We start from the raw sequence: 16,200 nt of genomic DNA, 5'->3' as shown, positions 1-16,200 counted from the left end.
CTCACCCGCCGGCGCCGCCGAGCACCGACTGGATCTCCTCGCGGGTTGTGGCCTGCCGGAGCCGGGCCACCTCGTCCTTGTTGAGAAATACCCCGGCGATCTTCGTCAGCAGCGCCATGTGGTCTTTCCCGGCTCCGGCGATGCCGACCACGAACTCGGCAGGCTTGCCGTTCCAGTCGATCGGTTCGGCGTACCGGACGAACGAGATCCCGGTGTGCCGGATCGAGTCTTTGGCTTCGTTCGTGCCGTGGGGGATGGCCAGGCCATTGCCCATGTAGGTGGACACCGAGCTCTCCCGTTCGTGCATGGCGTGCACATACGACGCTTCGACGGCACCGGCGGACACAAGGAGTCGGCCCGCTTCGCTGATCGCCCCGTCCCGCGTGGTGGCCGTGCCGGCCAGCACGATGGAATCGACGGTGAGCACGTCGGTGGCCGGCGCCTCTTCGGCCGGCTCCTCGACGGCGGGTGCGCTGGCGGTGCCGTTGGCATGGCCGAGTAGTTCGACGATCTCGTCATACTGCGGGGCGTTCATGAAGTTCTCGACCGAGACGTGAACGGCCGACGGTGTCCGCTGCTTCGCGCGAGCGGTGAGGTCCTGGTGCGTCACCACCAGGCCGTAGGTGTCGGTGAGGTTCGCGATCGACTGATTGGTGACTTTGACGTCACTGAATCCGGCTCCCTGCACCTTCTTTCGCAGCACCGATGCGCCCATCGCCGAAGATCCCATCCCGGCGTCGCAGGCGAAGACGATGTTGGTGATCGGACCGCTGGCGGAGGTCCCGACCAGTGCGGCCGACACACTCGACTTCTTGCCCTTGAGGGCTTCCATGTCCGCGGTCGCGGCGGCCAAGTCGCCCTCGTCGTCGGACTTGTCGGTCTTGAGCAGCAGAGCGGCGACCACGAATGAGACTGCGGCCGCGCCGAATACGGACAGGGTGACACCGAGGAAGCTGCCGGTCGCGGTCTGTGCGTAGACGGCGATGATCGAGCCGGGCGCGGCGGGTGCACGCAAGCCGGAGCCGAACAGCACGTTGATGAAGATGCCGGTCATACCGCCCAGGATCGTGGCCAGGATCAGCTTCGGCTTCATCAGCACGTACGGGAAGTAGATCTCGTGGATGCCGCCGAAGAACTGGATGATCGCCGCGCCGGGAGCCGATGCCTTTGCCGCCCCCCGACCGAATGCCATGAACGCCAGCAGGATTCCCAGCCCGGGCCCGGGATTGGCCTCCAGCAGGAACAGCACGGATTTGCCGGTCTCCAGCGCCTGCGTGGTTCCCAGTGGCGTCAGCACCCCGTGGTTGATCGCGTTGTTGAGGAACAGCACCTTGGCCGGTTCGATGAAGATCGAGGTGAGTGGCAGCAGATCGTGCGCGACCAGGAAATCCACGACCTTGCCTGCGCCGTGACTGAAGCTCGACACGATCGGGCCGATTCCGAAGAAGCCGAACGTGGCCAGGATGAGCCCGACGATGCCTGCCGAGAAGTTGTCGATGAGCATCTCGAAGCCCGGGCGGACCTTGCCGTCCCAGATGGCGTCGACCTTCTTCATCACCCAGCCGCCGAGCGGGCCCATGATCATCGCGCCGAGGAACATCGGGATGTCGGTGCCCGCGATGACGCCCATGGTTGCGATCGCGCCGACGACACCGCCGCGGATCCCGTAGACCATCCGGCCGCCGGTGGCCCCGATCAGGATCGGCAGCAGGTAGGTGATCATCGGCGCGACGACGCCGCCGTCGGCGAAGTCGCCCCAGCCGCCGATCTTGGCCACCCAGCCGCTCGGGTCGCGCAGCCCCGGGAAGATGCCGGTGAGCCAGCCGGCCTTGATGAACAGTGCGGTGATCAAGCCCCAGGCGATGAACGCGCCGATATTGGGCATAACCATGTTCGACAGCGACGTGCCCAGCTTCTGAACGTGAACCCGTGCGCCGGTCCGCGGTTTCGTCTCGGTGGTGGACAACTTGAGGCCTCCGATCAAGTGAGCTCTAGGGGTGATGCCGATCACATCGAATTCCCAGTAAACCCCACAATCGGGCACTAATGCAAGCAATCGGTCATAAACGGGCAAAGATAATTGTGGTTTTCTGCCCGGTTGGCCGTTAGAGTGTTGACCAGCCGCTCGCTACATCGCCGGCTTTGCCGGAGCCCGTCGGAAGGACGATCGCCATGAAAGCCCTGCGCTTCTACGCCCCCGAGGATGTCCGGCTGGAGGATGTTCCCGAGCCCACGTGTGGCCCTGACGAGGTGAAACTCCGGGTGCGCAACTGCTCGACGTGCGGCACCGACGTCAAGATCTTCTACAACGGTCACCAGAACCTCACCCCGCCGCGGACGATCGGGCACGAGATCGCCGGCGAGATCGTCGAGGTCGGCGCGGACGTCAACCAGACCTACGGCAGCCAATGGAAGGTCGGCGACCGGGTTCAGGTCATCGCCGCGGTGCCGTGTGGGAAATGCCATGAGTGCCGCAAGGGCTGGATGGCGGTCTGCCAGAACCAGACCTCGGTGGGCTATCAGTACGACGGCGGATTCGCCGAGTACATGATCGTGCCCAAGCAGGTGCTGGCCGTCGACGGTCTGAACCGCATCCCCGACAACGTCGGCTTCGACGAGGCGTCGGCCGCCGAGCCGTTCGCCTGTGCCATCAACGCCCAGGAACTGCTCGGCATCGAAGAGGGGGACACCGTCGTCGTGTTCGGCGCCGGCCCGATCGGTTGTATGCACATCCGGATCGCTCGCGGCGTTCACAACTGCGGTCCGGTCTATCTCGTCGACGTCAACGACAGCCGGCTCAAGATGTCAGCGGACGCCGTGAGCCCTGATGAGGTCATCAACGCCGCCGATGTCGACGTCGTCGCCAAGGTGATGGAGCTGACCGGCGGGCGTGGTGCCGACGTCATCATCACCGCGACGGCGGCCAACATCACCCAGGAGCAGGCGATCGCAATGGCCGCCCGCAACGGGCGGATCTCGTTCTTTGGCGGGCTGCCCAAGACCAACCCGACGATCACTTGCGATTCGAACGTCGTGCATTACCGGCAGCTGCACATCCACGGGGCCAATGGCTCAGCGCCCGAGCACAACAAGCGCGCGCTGGAGTACATCTCGACCGGGCAGGTTCCCGTCAAAGACCTGATCACCAGCCACATTTCGCTCGACAATGTGATGGACGCGTTCGGCATCGTCAAGAGCGGCGAAGCCATCAAGGTCACCGTCGAGCCATAGGTCGCTTGATTCGGGTTTCATCCGGCTCTCTCGTGGAATGCAGTGTGCGCACGCATGACAACGAGGGGATCAGATGGACAACAAAGCTGAGCAAGCCCGTGAGGGTTTGATCGACTCGATCAAAGGCAAGGCCAAGGAGGTCTTCGGCGCTGTCACCGGCAACGATTCGTTGGCCGCGGAAGGGCAGCTGGATCAGGTCGCGGCGAAGCACCGCAAGGAGGCTGCCGCCGAACAGGCGCTAGCTGATGCCGAGGCTGCCGACGCCCGCGACGAGAAGTTCGAGGCCACCGTGGAAGCCGCGCGGGCGCGAGCCGAAGTCAATGCCAGTGCCGCAACGGCTGAACAGGCGATCAGTAACGAGGCGGCCGCCCAGAGGCATGCGGCCGAACAAGATGCGGGCCAGCTGGCAGCGGCCGCGGCGGCGGCGGCCGAGCGAGACGCCCAACGCCAGGCCGCCGGTGCCGAGGCCCGAGCGAAGATGGAGTCTGAACAGGCTCACGAGCAAGCTGAGGCCGCTGCCGACGAGCACCAGGACGCCATCCGTGAGGCTGCCCATGCGAGAGCGGAGGCCGAGCGTCTGCGTGAGGAAGCCGAAGATCTGTCAAAAGACGCTGAATTGCCCTGAGTGGCAACGACTATCGGATAAGGAATACAGTGAAAATCTCCGACGTGCCCTTCGCCATTCTGCGCTTGCAGTATCGCGCCGCCCGGTTGCCGCTGCAAATCATCGAAGAACAGCTGGTGGCCCGCCTGGACGCCGAGTCGTCGCCGCGGCTGATCTATGAGCGGTCGCTGGGCGCTCTCGACATCACAGTCGGCAACGTACTGGGCGACCAGAAGATTGCCGAACGCGGGGCGGCAATCGCCGACCGCAGTGAAGCGCGACTTCTGGCTGCCGAACTCGACGCACAAGCTGATGCAGAGGTGCGGGAAGCGGGTCAGAACTTCAAAGCCCGGCGTCAATCCGCAAGCCAGCAGCGGCAAAACGCCCAAGCCGCAAAGGAAAAGACCGTCAAGGAGTCGCGCCAACAAGCGGAGGCGCGTAAGCGTGAGGCTGCGCAGAACGCTGAGGAAAGGGCGGCTTCCCTTGGGAAGCGTGCCGACAAGACGGCAACGCAACGCACTGCGGCAGTGGAGAACGCCAAGCGGACCGAGAATGCGCAGATCGATGCGATGGCGAAGACGGCGGCCAAGAGGGCCGACGCACAACTCAAGGATGCGCACGAGAAGCGCACCGAGGCAGCGTCGATTCGTAAAGATGCCGACCGGGTGGCTGAACTCGCCGATGTCGAGAAGGAGAAGCGTCAGCAGGCGCGCGCCGTCGAAGAGAATTAGCATTGATTGAGTACTAGCGACTGAGGATTCGCGCGAATGTGCGACCTCAGTGCTCAATCAACGAAGATAGACCGTCGTGGTGTGGGTGAAGAATTCGCGCGCCGCGGTGCCCTGCTCTTTCGGGCCGAGCCCGCTCTTCTTCGCCCCGCCGAACGGCACATGCGGGTCGGCGCCCGCCGATTCGGAGTTGATGTGCAGCACACCGACGTCGACATGCTCGATCGCAGCCAGCGCGCGGGTCAGGTCTTGGGTGAATATCGCAGCGGACAAACCGAATTCACTGTCGTTGGCCAAGGCGAATGCTTCCTCGGCATCAGCGGCACGCCGCGCCGCCAGCACCGGGCCGAACAGCTCATGCGACCAGATGTCAGCTGGCCCCGATAACTCCACCACCGTGGGTGCGACGAAGAACCCCTCGGCCAATAGGCCTTTGAAATAGGGCTCGCCGCCGGCCAGCACCTCGGCGTCCTGAGCCATAGCCGTGCCGAGGCCCCCGTAGATGCTCCTCTGTGCGGCACCGGTGATGACCGGGCCCATCTGCGTGGCCTCGTCGGTCGGATCGCCGACGGCCAGGGCGTCGGCCCGGGTCGCGATCTCTTCGAGGAACTGGTCAGCGATCCGTTCGGTGACGATCAATCGCGATGTTGCCGTGCATTTTTGGCCACTGGAACGGAATGCCCCCAGCATCACCTGGTCCAGCGCCAGCTCGATATCCGCGTCGTCGAGGACCACCGCCGCGTTCTTGCCGCCCATCTCGGCTTGGACCGGCACGCCGCGGGCGGCAGCCGAGGCGGCGATGCTCCTGCCGACGGCAGTCGAGCCGGTGAAGCTGATCGCGGCGATGTCGGGATGCTCGACCAGTGCCTCGCCGACCGGCGAATCGCCGATCACCAGATTGAGCACCCCGGGCGGCAGGCCGGCTTCGGTCAGCGCCTCGGCCAGCCTGATCGCCAGCAGCGGAACGGTTGTCGCGGGCTTCCACACCACCGTATTGCCGTACACCAACGCCGGAGCGATCTTCCACGCCGGGATGGCGATCGGGAAGTTGAACGGGGTGATGATGGCGATCACGCCAATCGGCTTGCGGGTCACCAGGATCTGCTCACCGGCCCGTGGTGATGCGAAGATCTCCCCGGCCTGGCGATCACCCTCGTTGCCGTAGTAGCGCAGGATCTGGGCGGCCCGGCCGACCTCGCCGATACCCTCGGTCTTGGTCTTGCCCTCTTCGGTCGCCAGCTCCAGGCCCCAAGCCTGGGCGTTGCGTTCGACGATCGCCGCGGCCGCCAGCAGGATGGCGCCACGCTGATGGATGGGCGTGCGGGCCCAACCACCGCGCGCTTCACCCGCCGCTGCCACCGCATGAGAGACATCGGTGACCGTCGCGCAGTTACCCTCGGCGACAACCACACTCGGTCGCGTCGGATTGATACTGCGGAGCGCGTCCCCGCTACCCGCGCACCATTGTCCGGCGATCAACTGTCGCAGTTCGTTGACTTCGGTCACCTCAGCGGAACGCTGCCTGTCCGGTCAGGGCCTTCCCGATCGACAGCAGATGCATCTCCGAGGTGCCCTCATAGGTGAGCACCGACTCGAGATTGTTGGCATGGCGCAGCGGTGAATATTCGAGGGTGATCCCGCTGCCGCCCAACAGGGTTCGGCATTCCCGCGCGATCGCCAGCGCCTCGCGTACGTTGTTGAGCTTGCCCAGGCTGATCTGCTCGGGCCGGGCACCCTCGGCATCCTTCATCCGGCCCAGGTGCACGGCCAGCAGCATGCCCTTGCCCAGTTCGAGCGTCATGTTGGCCAGCTTCTCCTGTGTCAGCTGGAAACTCGACAACGGACGGTCGAAGACCTCGCGCTCCTTCGCGTAAGCGATCGCCGTCTCCAGGCTGTCGCGGGCCGCACCCAGCGCGCCGAACACGATGCCGAACCGCGCCTCGTTGAGGCAGGACAGCGGCGCGCCAAGGCTGTTGGCCTCCGGCAGTTGGGCGGATGCCGGCAGCCGGACGCCCTCCAGCACCAGCTCGGAAGTCACGGAAGCGCGCAGCGACAGCTTCTTGTGGATGACGTTGGCGGTGAAGCCGGGGGTGTCCGTCGGCACCAGGAAGCCCCGAATACCGTCGTCGGTCTGCGCCCATACCGTGGCGACATCTGCGAGATTGCCGTTGGTGATCCACATCTTGGTGCCGTCGAGCACCCAGTCACTGCCGTCGCGTCGCGCTCGCGTGCGCATTCCGGCCGGGTTGGAGCCGAAATCGGGCTCGGTCAACCCGAAGCATCCGATGGCCTCACCGGTGGCCAGCCGCGGCAGCCACTCGTTCTTCTGCTCGTCGGAGCCGTAGCGGTAGATCGAGAACATCGACAGCGAGCCCTGCACCGACACGAAGCTGCGGAAGCCGCTGTCACCGGCTTCGAGCTCCATGCACGCCAGGCCGTAGCTCACCGCATTGGTGCCCGCACAGCCATACCCCTGCAGGTGCATGCCCATCACGCCCAGTTCGCCGAACTCCTTGGCGAGTTCTTTTGGCAGCGTGGCAGATTCGAACCAGTCCTCGACATTCGGCCGCAGCCGCGTGTCGACGAACTTGCGCACCGTCGCCGCGATGTCCCGTTCGTCGGCGTCGAGCAGACGGTCGGTCGCGAACAGCTCCAGCGGGGTGTAAATGTCTTTCTTGGCCGGAGCCGTGGTGGTGCTCATTGGTTATCCGATCCGGATCAGTTTCTTGTTGACGAACTCGTCGATGCCGAAGCGGCCCAGTTCGCGTCCGAAGCCGGAGCGCTTCACCCCGCCGAACGGAAGCTCGACACCATCGGCGCCGACGACGTTCACGAACACCATGCCGGCGTCGATCTTGTCGGCTACCCGTTTGGCCTGCTCCTCATCCGTGGTGAAGACGTACGAGCCGAGCCCGAACGGGATGTCATTGGCCAGCTCGACAGCCTCATCCTCGGAGCTGACCTTGAAGACCATCGCCACCGGGCCGAACAGCTCCTCGCGATAGGTCGCCGAATCGGGGGTGACCCCGGTCAGCACACCGGGTGGGAAGTAGGCGCCGTCGCGCTTGCCCTCCGAGACCAGGTTGGCGCCGTCGGCGACCGCGCGGTCGATCTGCTCGGCGAGCCGCTGGGCCGCGCCCAGCGAAGACAGCGGGGCCAGGCCGTCGGCGGCCTCGACGACCTTGGCCGTGAACTTGTCCAAGAACTCGTCGTAGAGATCGGCGGCCACGATGAAGCGCTTGGCGGCGTTGCAGGCCTGACCGGTGTTCTCGAAGCGGCCGGCCATGGCGGCCTCGACGGTGGCGTCCAGGTCGTCACTGGACAGCACGATGAACGGGTCGGAACCGCCGAGTTCCAGCACCACCTTCTTCAGGTTGCGCCCGGCGATCTCGGCCACCGCGGCGCCGGCGCGCTCGGAGCCGGTCAGCGAGACACCCTGCACCCGCGGGTCGGCGATCGCATCGGCGATCTGTTCGTTGGTGGCATAGACGTTGACGTAGGCCCCGGCGGGGTAGCCGGCGTCGTCGAAGATCTGCTGGATGGCCTCGGCGGACTCCGGGCACTGCGGGGCGTGCTTGAGCACGATCGTGTTGCCCAGCGTCAGGTTCGGACCGGCGAAGCGGGCCACCTGGTAGTAGGGGTAGTTCCAGGGCATGATGCCCAGCAGCACACCGACCGGCCCGCGCTTGATCACCGCGCTGCCGTCGCCGTCGAGCAGCTGGATCGGCTCGTCGGCCAGGAACTTCTCGGCGTTGTCGGCGTAGTACTCGTAGATCGCGGCGCTGAAATCCACCTCGCCGAGAGCCTGGTCCAGCGGCTTGCCCATCTCGCGGTGGATGATCTCGGCCAGCTTCTCGCGGCGCTCGGTGTGCAGCGCGGCTACCCGCCGGATCAGGGCCACCCGGTCGGCCAGCGTCGAGGTCTTGGACCACTCGCGGTAGGCCGTGGCGGCCGCGGCCAAGGCCTGTTCGATCTGTTCGTCGGTGGCGGTCGGGTACTCCCGGACAACGTCACCGGATTTCGGGTCGACCACGGCGTACAGACTCATTGTTCCGTCCTGATGGTTTAGTGGTGTAAAACTTATGAAAGTTATATACCGCTAAACTTTGGCGGCGCAAGGGTCGGCGACGGATCGACGGGTGAAGGCGAGGTGCCCCGATGTCACAGGACGCGGACACCGATGCTCCCGCGGGCGTCGACGGCTGGATGAACCGGCTCGGCCCGAAACTTCGCGCCCTGCGCAAGGAGCGGGAGCTGACGCTCGAGGCGGTCGCCGACCGCGCCGGGCTCACCAAGGGATTCCTCAGCCTGGTGGAGCGCGGCCAGACCACGATCTCGGTGCCCAACCTTCTCAAGGTGTGCGAAATCCTCAGTGTCTCAGTGGGTTCGCTGTTCGACTACCCGGAGTCGGCGGTGGTGCGCGGTGGCGGTGGTGCGCCAGTCGAGATGGGCGGCAGCGGAATCCGCGAGTACCTTCTGACGCCGGCGACCGAACAGCACCTTCAAGTTATGCGCTCGGTGCTGAGCCCGGGCGGCGGAACGGGTGGGGCGTATGCGCTGGAGTCGGAAACCATCTTCGTTTTCGTCCTCCGTGGGTGTCTGCGCCTGACCGTCGAGGGTCAAGAATCCGTGCTCAAAACCGGCGACTGCTACACGTTCTCGGCGAAGGCCGTGCACTCCTGGGACAACCCGGGGGAGAGCGAAAGTGAAGTCCTGTGGTCGATCGTGCCGCCAATACCGCGGAATTCCGGGCCGAATCGGGTCTGACGTGCTCTACTGGCTAGACATTTGTGTGCCGGGGAAGGTATTTGGGTGGCCAAGAAGTCAGCGGGAAAGCGGGCTGACGGCGACGAAGAGCTCGCCGTCGATCTACGCGTCCGGGTCTACGTCGACACCGACGACGAGGCGAGCGGTGTGATCGTCGAGGATTTCGGCGACCTGGCCGGCCACGCTGTCGACGTCGGGGACGTCCACATCTCGGACGCCGCCCGCCGCTGGGCCGTCCTATTGGACGCCGGCACCCTCGTTTTCGTGGACAGCCACCAAATAGCAGCCGAGTAGGCGCGCCAGCTCTCCCACGTCACGTCCCGCACGTAGCACGGTCCGATCGGGCCGGATGATGGCCGCGCCGGCATGGCCATTGCGCAGCCACTGCGCTAGGGCACTTCCGGGTGACGCCACATGCACTGCGGCGCCGTAGCGTTCGGCGAACCGTCGATCCGCGGTGCTCGGCGCCTGTGTTGTCACGATCGTAAAGCCGTTGCCCAGCAGATCGTCGAGTCGCCGGCCGGTGGAATCGAGTACGTTGGGGCACATCCTCCCGTCCAGCCGGCCCGGTAGGTGTGAGCGATGGACCAGCGCCGAGCGGTGTAGCGGCGGTGTCCGGGAATCGATCACCCGCTCGCGAAGCCCGGGCAGCCGGTGGATCTGCGGAACGATGGTGCGGCGCAACATGTTGCCGAAACGACCACCCGAGGTCATGGCTCGCCCAACCATCAGTGCGACGTCGATCATTTTGCGCGCGTGCGGCTTTCGCTCCTGCTCGTAGGTGTCCAGGGCGGCCGGCGTCAGCGTCCCGTTGGTGACACCCGCCAGCTTCCAGGCCAGGTTCATCGCGTCGCGCACTCCGGCTCCCATGCCCTGACCGACGAACGGCGGTGTCAGGTGGGCGGCGTCGCCGAGCAGAAATGTATTGGCGCATCGCCAGCGGTCGGCGATCTGAGCGCGGAAGGTGTACTCCGCCACCCGAATCAGGTCGAGCTCGTCGATACTGGTTGCCGCGGTCCACGGCGCGATGAGCGGTGCGAGTGCCGCCAATGTGCCGAAGTCGTCGGCCTTTTCGCCCGGCAGTAGCCGGAACTCCCAGCGGTAGCGCACGTCGCCGATCTGCATGAAGGTGCCGGCTCGGTGCGGATCGCAGAGTTGGTGCACACCCGCCCACTGACCCAGGTCCGCGGTGGTCGCCACATCGACCACCAGCCAACGTTGTTCGAATCGCAAGTCGCGCATGGTCGATCCGATCCGCGTGCGCACCAGGCTGTTGGCGCCGTCGCACCCCAGTAGGTAGTCGGTGTCGACGGCATGCGTCCGGCCGTCGGCACGATCGGTGTAGGAGACCCGGATGCGGCCACCGGCCAGGCCGGTGATGTCGGTGACCTCCACATTGCCGCGCAGTGTCGCCAGTGGATGCCGGGTGAGATTGGTGCGTAGTAGCGCTTCGAGCTCGGGCTGGTCGAACATGTTGGCTTCCGGATAACCGTGCGGCGCGCGCGCGGGATCCCGGTTGAACTCGGCCAGCACGCGCATGTGGGGATCCAGCAGCCGAAGGCCGTGAGCCGGTCGCGAGATCTTCGCGAACTCCTCGGCGATTCCGAGTCGGTGCACGATCCGGAACACCTCGTCGTCGAGGTGCACGGCGCGGGGTTGGGGGTAGACGTCGGCGTAGCGATCGAGCACCAGGCTGCGGACGCCGTACTGGGCGAGCAGGGTGGCGGCGGTGATGCCGGTGGGCCCGGCGCCGACGATCACCACGGGTGGCCCATCACTGCAGGGCATGGCGCTCCTTCCGCCCAACTGAGGAAATCATCAGTAGTGAGACCCGGTAGGCTTCGTGCCGTGACCGAAGCGCCGATCAACCGGCTGGAGCGCCGCAAACAGCGGACGCGGATGGCCCTGATCAAGGCGGCTCAGTCGATGATCGCCGCGGGAAAACTCAATGTCCCGGTTCTGGAGATCACCCAGGCCGCCGACGTCGGGATGGGGTCGTTCTACAACCACTTCCAGAGCAAAGAGGAACTGTTCGAGGCGGCCGTCGGCGATGTCCTCGACTCGCACGGCGCCGTGCTGGACGAGCTCACCGCCGATATCGAGGACCCGGCGGCCGTGTTCGCCTGCAGCTTCCGGCTGACCGGGCGGTTTTTCCGGGAGCGCCCGCAGGAGAGCCGGATCCTGCTGGACAACGCAGGCGCGCTGCTGTCCTCGGATCGCGGTCTGGCTCCGCGGGCCATGCGCGACATTAATGCGGGCATTGCCGGAGGGCGCTTTCACGTCGACGACCCGGAGTTGGCGCTGTCGGTGGCGGCCGGCGCGCTGCTCGGCCTCGGATACCTGTTGCAGGCGCGTCCCGACCGCGACGCGGGCGCGACGGCCGATGCCGTCACCGTGGATGTCCTACGGCTGTTCGGAATGTCGGCCGCTGATGCCCGCAAGATCTGTTCATTACCATTGCCGGACATGGCATTTCAGGAGTAGGACACCGGCATGCGCTGTGCGCCGAGATCGATGGCGCCATCGTCGGTGCGCACCGATGCCTCGATCACATCACCGTCGCGCAGGTACTTCGGGTTGCCGGCCTGGCGCTTGAAGAACGCCTTCCACTTGACCGCGGGCGGTAACAGTGCGGCGATCATCTCGATCGGTTTCGGCGGTGCGCTGAGCGCCGTGCCGACGGGTGTCCCGGTGAGAATGAGGTCACCGGCCGCGAGATCCTGGAAACGGCACAGTGATTGGAGTGCTTCCAGCGGGCGGTAGAGCATGTCGCCGGCGACCAGCGCGTTCTGGCGTTCCTCGCCGTTGACGGATAGCCGCAGCCGCAGTTCGCCGAAGCGGGCGAACTCCCCGGCGTCGACGAGGACCAGCGCCGGTCCGACGGGGGTGAACGTCGGATACGACTTGGCCTCGTAGAACTGGGTCTGCGGCAGCTGGATATCGCGGGCCGACACGTCGTTGGTCACGACCAGACCGGCGATGTACTCACCGAGGTTGTCCGCGGAAATCGTTGTCCCGACCGGGATGTCACGGCCGATGACGAGCCCGATCTCGACCTCGTAATCGAGGAACTTGACGTGTGCGGGTTTGCGCACCGGGGCGAAGGGCCCGCTGATCGACGCCGACGACTTGCGGAAGAACGTCAGCGGAATGGTCTTGGGATCCATACCGGCGTCCCGGACGTGCGAGGCGAAGTTCGTCATCTGGGCCACCACCCGGCACGGTGCGGTCACCGGTGAGAGCAGATCGAGTTCGTCGACGTCGACAGCATCGGTGCCGAGCTTCGCGGCCTCGATCGCCGCGCGGTCGGCCAGTAGCTCCGCGGTGGTGCCCGCCGAGGTGGCGATCCTGACCGCGCCGGCCGGGGTGACCACCCACCAAGCGTCGGCGGTGCGGAGGACGGAAGTGGTCATGAGGTGGCAACTTTCAGCAAGCCGATGAGGCGTTTGACGTCGAACTCGTTCTTCTCGCGCAGGCCGGTGATCATCGAAATCACCTCGTGGCGAGCATGTTTGGGACTGGTGCCGAGGAAGTCGGCGGTGGCAGGCGGACCCCACTGGGCCAACCCTGACGCCGTGAACGGTGCCCAACCCGGCTCGAGGGTGTCGTCGAACATGTCGCCGTCGGCGAAGTGCTCGACCAGGAACCCGTCCGGGTCGCGCCAGTAGTCGAAGAGCTGGCTGCCCTGGATGTGTCTGCCGATGCCCCAAGATCGGAAATAACCTCGGTCGCACAGGTATTCGCCGCCGGCGGCCAGTGCATCGAGATCGCTGACCTGATACGCCGAATGCACGTAGCGGCTCGCCGGGCCCAGCGCCAGGGCCAGCGTGTGGTGATCGGAAGGTACTGAACCTCGGTCGCAGCGGATGAAGCTCATCGTCGGGCCGCGGCCGCGCTGGCCGGGGAAGTAGAGGAAGTCGCTGACGATGAGCCCGAGGTTGTCGAGGTACCAGTTGAGCGCCTCGAGGTACTTCGCGGACTGCATCACGACGTGGCCGAGCCGCTGCACCACCGCAGGCGTTCGGGGCGGGCGCTGGGTGGCGTTAACGCGGACCGCCTCGCGGCCGACGTTGAAGGTGTGCGGGGGCTGGGCAGGCCGTTCGGGCAGTTCGTGCAGTCCGGCGACGACCTTCACCGGGATGCCGCCGGGGTCGGTGAGCTGAACCGACAGTCCGCCGAGGGATTCGGGCAGCGGCTCGGCCGCGGTGCGGTTGGCCTCGGCGAGTGTGTGGACATCGACGGCGTCGGGGGCGATGAACGCCACTCCGCGGAATCGTGTCTGCGGTCCGCGGCGGATCAGAACGCACGGCGCTCCGGCATCTGCGCCACGTAAGTGCAGCTCATCGGCCGTGCGGGCGACCGTCTGAAAGCCAAAAGCCTGGGCGAACGCCTCGGCGGCGACCAGGTCGGGCTTCTCGAACTCCAGCCACGCGAGGTCGTGCACTTTGATCACCGGATTGCGGGACCGGCCCGGATGCTCACCGCGCAGCGCACCCTGCTCGCTGTGCACATTGTTGTGCGCGCCGATCCGCATCAGAACCCACCTCCAGTGGTACTGACGAAATCGTCACATACGACGGAGTCCTCAGTCAAGCCGTCCTCGCGCGGCTCAGCGGAAGCGGCGCCGCCTTTCCGGTGGCCGCCGCGTGGCGTACGGCCACGGGTTGTTGCGCTCGGGGACCGCGTCGGCTCGCACCTGCTTGAGTTGGGTCCGCAGCTGCGCCCGCAGGTCGTGCAGTGCCGGGTCGCTCCAGCGGTTGACCGCCTCGATGGGATCGTCGGTGAGGTCGTAGAGCTCCCACTGATCGTCGAGCGGGCTGGTCCGGTACACCTCACCACCTAACCCATTGGCGGCCAGATGCCGAACACCCGGTTCGGTCCAGGTGCCGGGGTCGTCGAAGCTCCGCACCAGCTTCCACAGGCGGCCGTCCGCCCGGGTGACCAGTCCTTCGAAATTTGCCGCGGTATGAGCCGGTATCCGGATGCGCAGCGGCGCAGGAGGATTCGTTGTCCTCTTGAGTCGGCGGGCCAGACCGGACGCGCCGGTGTCGCCTTCGAGCATGTTGTCGCGGGTCATGATGTACACCGCGCGATCCTCGTCGGCCGGCGCGCCGTCGACGATAGGCATGAGGTCGCGCCCCGGCAGCGGGTGTACCTCCGAGAACGATTCGGAAAGTATTGCGGCGACGGCGGTTACGTCCACGCCGGCGGCGCCGAGCAGGGTCGGAACCAGATCGACATGCGATGTGGGGGCGGTGACCAGGCGCGGCTGTGTCGCGCGGGCGCCCACCCGGGCGATCACGAACGGGACGCGTGTCGCCTCGTCGTAGAGGTTGAACCACTTCTGATGCAGTCCGCCGTGCGCGCCGAGTAGGTCCCCATGATCGGCGGTGCGCACCAGCACGGCGTCGTCGGAGCCGCCTTCGGTCACCGCGCGGCGCACCCGGTCGATCGGTCCGTCCACCTCGGCGTGCAACCGGTAATAGAGGTCGCGATAGCGCTGGGCGCCACGGTCGTACACCTGCTGGATCGCCGGCGCGGGACCGTATCCGGAGTAGTAGGCCTCCCGGAACGCGATCTGCGCGGCGGGCTTGGTCCGCAGGTCTTCGCGTGCGGTGGGCGCCGCTGGCACCGGCGGTGGATCCAGCGGTGAAGGATCCAGTGGACTTCGCGCCGCCCACGTCGGGAACAGCACGATGTCGTGCGGGTTGACGAAGCTGGCGACGAGAAGGAACGGCCGCAGGGCGGCGGCGTCGCCGGCACGTCTGCGCGCGTAGCGGTCCTGCAGCCAGGCGACGACCCGGTCGGCGATCAGGGGGTCGCGCCGGAATCCGCTGTTGGCCAGGCCCGCACCGTGCGGCTCGGGGCCGACCCAGCCGGAGAAGCCGAACGGTGCCAGCGGGTCGGAGTCCAGGTAGCGCTGCACCGCGGCGGGGTCGACGACGCCGTCGTCGTCGTTGGTCGCCAACGGGCCACCGGTCTCAGGGTCGGTCAGATCGGCGTGCGAGATATGCCACTTGCCGTCGTAATGGGTGTCGTAGCCCGCGGCGCGAAACCAGTTGCCCAGGGTGGGCACTTCTCCGCGCCGCAGCCACCGCATCCGTGAATCGTCGAAGACCTTCCCGATGCCATCGGTCTGGGTGACGCCGTGTAGGTCGGGATACTGGCCGGTGAAGATCGTGGGCCGGCTCGGCACACAGGCCAGTGAACCCGTGTAGTGGCGCGAGAAGCTGACCCCGTGCTCGTCGAACCACCGCCTGCCCGTCAACGCCCGGTTCCGCCAGGCGAGGACCTCGCCGGATTCGTAGGGGACAGGGGCACGTTCCTCGTCGGTCATCACGATGATGACGTCGGGACTGTCAGACATTTTTGCCCTCCACTCGTTTCGCCAGCCCCTCGAGGACAAGGTCGAGCTGTTTGACGGAACCCCGGGTGACCACGCCCTCGACGATCCGTCCCAGCGGGCCGCTGACCTTGACGGTGCTGACCAGCGTGACCGCGGTGGCACCTGCCGATGGAGCGAATGTCCAGCGGTTGTTCACCGTCAACCAGCGCGGGAAGCCTTCGACGTCGTACGCGAGGGTCCGGGCCCGGTCGAACGCCGTGATCCGCTCGACGAGAGTGTTCCGGCCGACTTGAACGCGCCGGGTGGTGCCCACACCGGCGTCCTGAGCTTCGGGGCTCAGCAGGCACGAGTGATCGACGAAGTCGGCCCACGAACTGATCGCCCCGAAGTCTGCGAGGACATCCCAAATTGCCTGCGGCTCGGCCGCTACCGTGCGCGTGCGGCGAGTCTCGGCCACGGGACCATTCAACCGCACCCGCGGAGACCATGTTGGGGGATCGGAGCCACCGCTGCCCGGGCCCGGT

15 protein-coding genes are annotated in these 16,200 nt (G+C 66.2%); 6 read left to right on the top strand and 9 right to left on the bottom strand.

Annotated elements, in window-relative coordinates; translation table 11 throughout:
• Nucleotide 1: 1 nt before the first annotated feature.
• Complete coding sequence (locus EV580_RS21645; protein WP_183504506.1) at nt 2-1,966, bottom strand: PTS mannitol transporter subunit IICBA; 1,965 nt, start codon at nt 1,964-1,966, stop codon at nt 2-4.
• Between the two features lie 206 nt (nt 1,967-2,172).
• Between EV580_RS21645 and EV580_RS21640 the strand changes: the two genes are divergently transcribed.
• The 3 genes from EV580_RS21640 to EV580_RS21630 all read left to right on the top strand — a co-directional run bounded on the left by EV580_RS21640 (nt 2,173) and on the right by EV580_RS21630 (nt 4,566).
• Nucleotides 2,173-3,231: a zinc-dependent dehydrogenase gene (locus EV580_RS21640; RefSeq protein ID WP_133693446.1), complete on the top strand. Its 1,059-nt coding sequence runs from the start codon at nt 2,173-2,175 to the stop codon at nt 3,229-3,231.
• A 73-nt stretch (nt 3,232-3,304) separates the two neighbouring features.
• Nucleotides 3,305-3,856: a CsbD family protein gene (locus EV580_RS21635; RefSeq protein WP_133693444.1), complete on the top strand. Its 552-nt coding sequence runs from the start codon at nt 3,305-3,307 to the stop codon at nt 3,854-3,856.
• Nucleotides 3,857-3,885: 29 nt separating this feature from the next.
• Nucleotides 3,886-4,566 (top strand): IF2 family translation initiation factor, encoded by a 681-nt coding sequence (locus tag EV580_RS21630; RefSeq protein WP_133693442.1) that lies wholly within the window; start codon nt 3,886-3,888, stop codon nt 4,564-4,566.
• Nucleotides 4,567-4,623: 57 nt separating this feature from the next.
• On the opposite strand, the gene EV580_RS21625 is transcribed toward EV580_RS21630, so the two are convergent.
• Genes EV580_RS21625 through EV580_RS21615 form a run of 3 tightly spaced genes read right to left on the bottom strand, consistent with a single transcriptional unit; the run spans nt 4,624 to nt 8,611 of the window.
• Nucleotides 4,624-6,069 (bottom strand): aldehyde dehydrogenase family protein, encoded by a 1,446-nt coding sequence (locus EV580_RS21625; protein WP_166654818.1) that lies wholly within the window; start codon nt 6,067-6,069, stop codon nt 4,624-4,626.
• Between the two features lies 1 nt (nt 6,070).
• Complete coding sequence (locus EV580_RS21620; RefSeq protein WP_133693440.1) at nt 6,071-7,264, bottom strand: acyl-CoA dehydrogenase family protein; 1,194 nt, start codon at nt 7,262-7,264, stop codon at nt 6,071-6,073.
• A 3-nt stretch (nt 7,265-7,267) separates the two neighbouring features.
• Nucleotides 7,268-8,611, bottom strand: a complete 1,344-nt coding sequence (locus EV580_RS21615) for an NAD-dependent succinate-semialdehyde dehydrogenase (protein WP_133693438.1) — start codon at nt 8,609-8,611, stop codon at nt 7,268-7,270.
• 110 nt (nt 8,612-8,721) lie between these two features.
• Here EV580_RS21615 and EV580_RS21610 point away from each other — a divergent pair, with 110 nt between their 5' ends.
• On the top strand, nt 8,722-9,330 hold the full coding sequence (locus EV580_RS21610) for a helix-turn-helix domain-containing protein (protein WP_133693436.1): 609 nt from the start codon (nt 8,722-8,724) through the stop codon (nt 9,328-9,330).
• A 45-nt stretch (nt 9,331-9,375) separates the two neighbouring features.
• Nucleotides 9,376-9,624: a hypothetical protein gene (locus EV580_RS21605; protein WP_133693434.1), complete on the top strand. Its 249-nt coding sequence runs from the start codon at nt 9,376-9,378 to the stop codon at nt 9,622-9,624.
• Here the strand turns inward: EV580_RS21605 and mhpA are convergent.
• A complete protein-coding gene (gene mhpA, locus EV580_RS21600) occupies nt 9,568-11,118 on the bottom strand; it encodes a bifunctional 3-(3-hydroxy-phenyl)propionate/3-hydroxycinnamic acid hydroxylase MhpA (RefSeq protein WP_133693432.1) in 1,551 nt (516 codons plus the stop codon). The genes EV580_RS21605 and mhpA overlap by 57 nt on opposite strands.
• A gap of 111 nt (nt 11,119-11,229) precedes the next feature.
• On the opposite strand from mhpA, the gene EV580_RS21595 reads away from it, so the two are divergent.
• Complete coding sequence (locus EV580_RS21595) at nt 11,230-11,814, top strand: TetR/AcrR family transcriptional regulator (RefSeq protein ID WP_133694123.1); 585 nt, start codon at nt 11,230-11,232, stop codon at nt 11,812-11,814.
• Here the strand turns inward: EV580_RS21595 and EV580_RS21590 are convergent.
• The 4 genes from EV580_RS21590 to EV580_RS21575 all read right to left on the bottom strand — a co-directional run bounded on the left by EV580_RS21590 (nt 11,805) and on the right by EV580_RS21575 (nt 16,133).
• Entirely contained in the window at nt 11,805-12,743 is a 939-nt protein-coding gene (locus EV580_RS21590; protein WP_133693430.1) for a fumarylacetoacetate hydrolase family protein, read from the bottom strand. The two genes, EV580_RS21595 and EV580_RS21590, sit on opposite strands and share 10 nt — an antisense overlap.
• Entirely contained in the window at nt 12,740-13,864 is a 1,125-nt protein-coding gene (locus EV580_RS21585) for a VOC family protein (RefSeq protein WP_133693428.1), read from the bottom strand. Before EV580_RS21585 ends, EV580_RS21590 begins: the two co-directional genes overlap by 4 nt.
• A 75-nt stretch (nt 13,865-13,939) precedes the next feature.
• Entirely contained in the window at nt 13,940-15,697 is a 1,758-nt protein-coding gene (locus tag EV580_RS21580) for a sulfatase-like hydrolase/transferase (RefSeq protein WP_133693426.1), read from the bottom strand.
• Nucleotides 15,690-16,133 carry an SRPBCC family protein gene (locus EV580_RS21575; RefSeq protein WP_133693424.1) on the bottom strand — a complete coding sequence of 148 codons (444 nt, stop codon included), beginning with the start codon at nt 16,131-16,133 and terminating at the stop codon, nt 15,690-15,692. Before EV580_RS21575 ends, EV580_RS21580 begins: the two co-directional genes overlap by 8 nt.
• Between the last annotated feature and the right edge of the window lie 67 nt (nt 16,134-16,200).

This window comes from Mycobacterium sp. BK086 (assembly GCA_004362315.1).
Classification (GTDB): domain Bacteria; phylum Actinomycetota; class Actinomycetes; order Mycobacteriales; family Mycobacteriaceae; genus Mycobacterium.
Note: the sequence above shows the minus strand (reverse complement) of the source record. Positions and strands in the feature narration are given on the sequence as shown.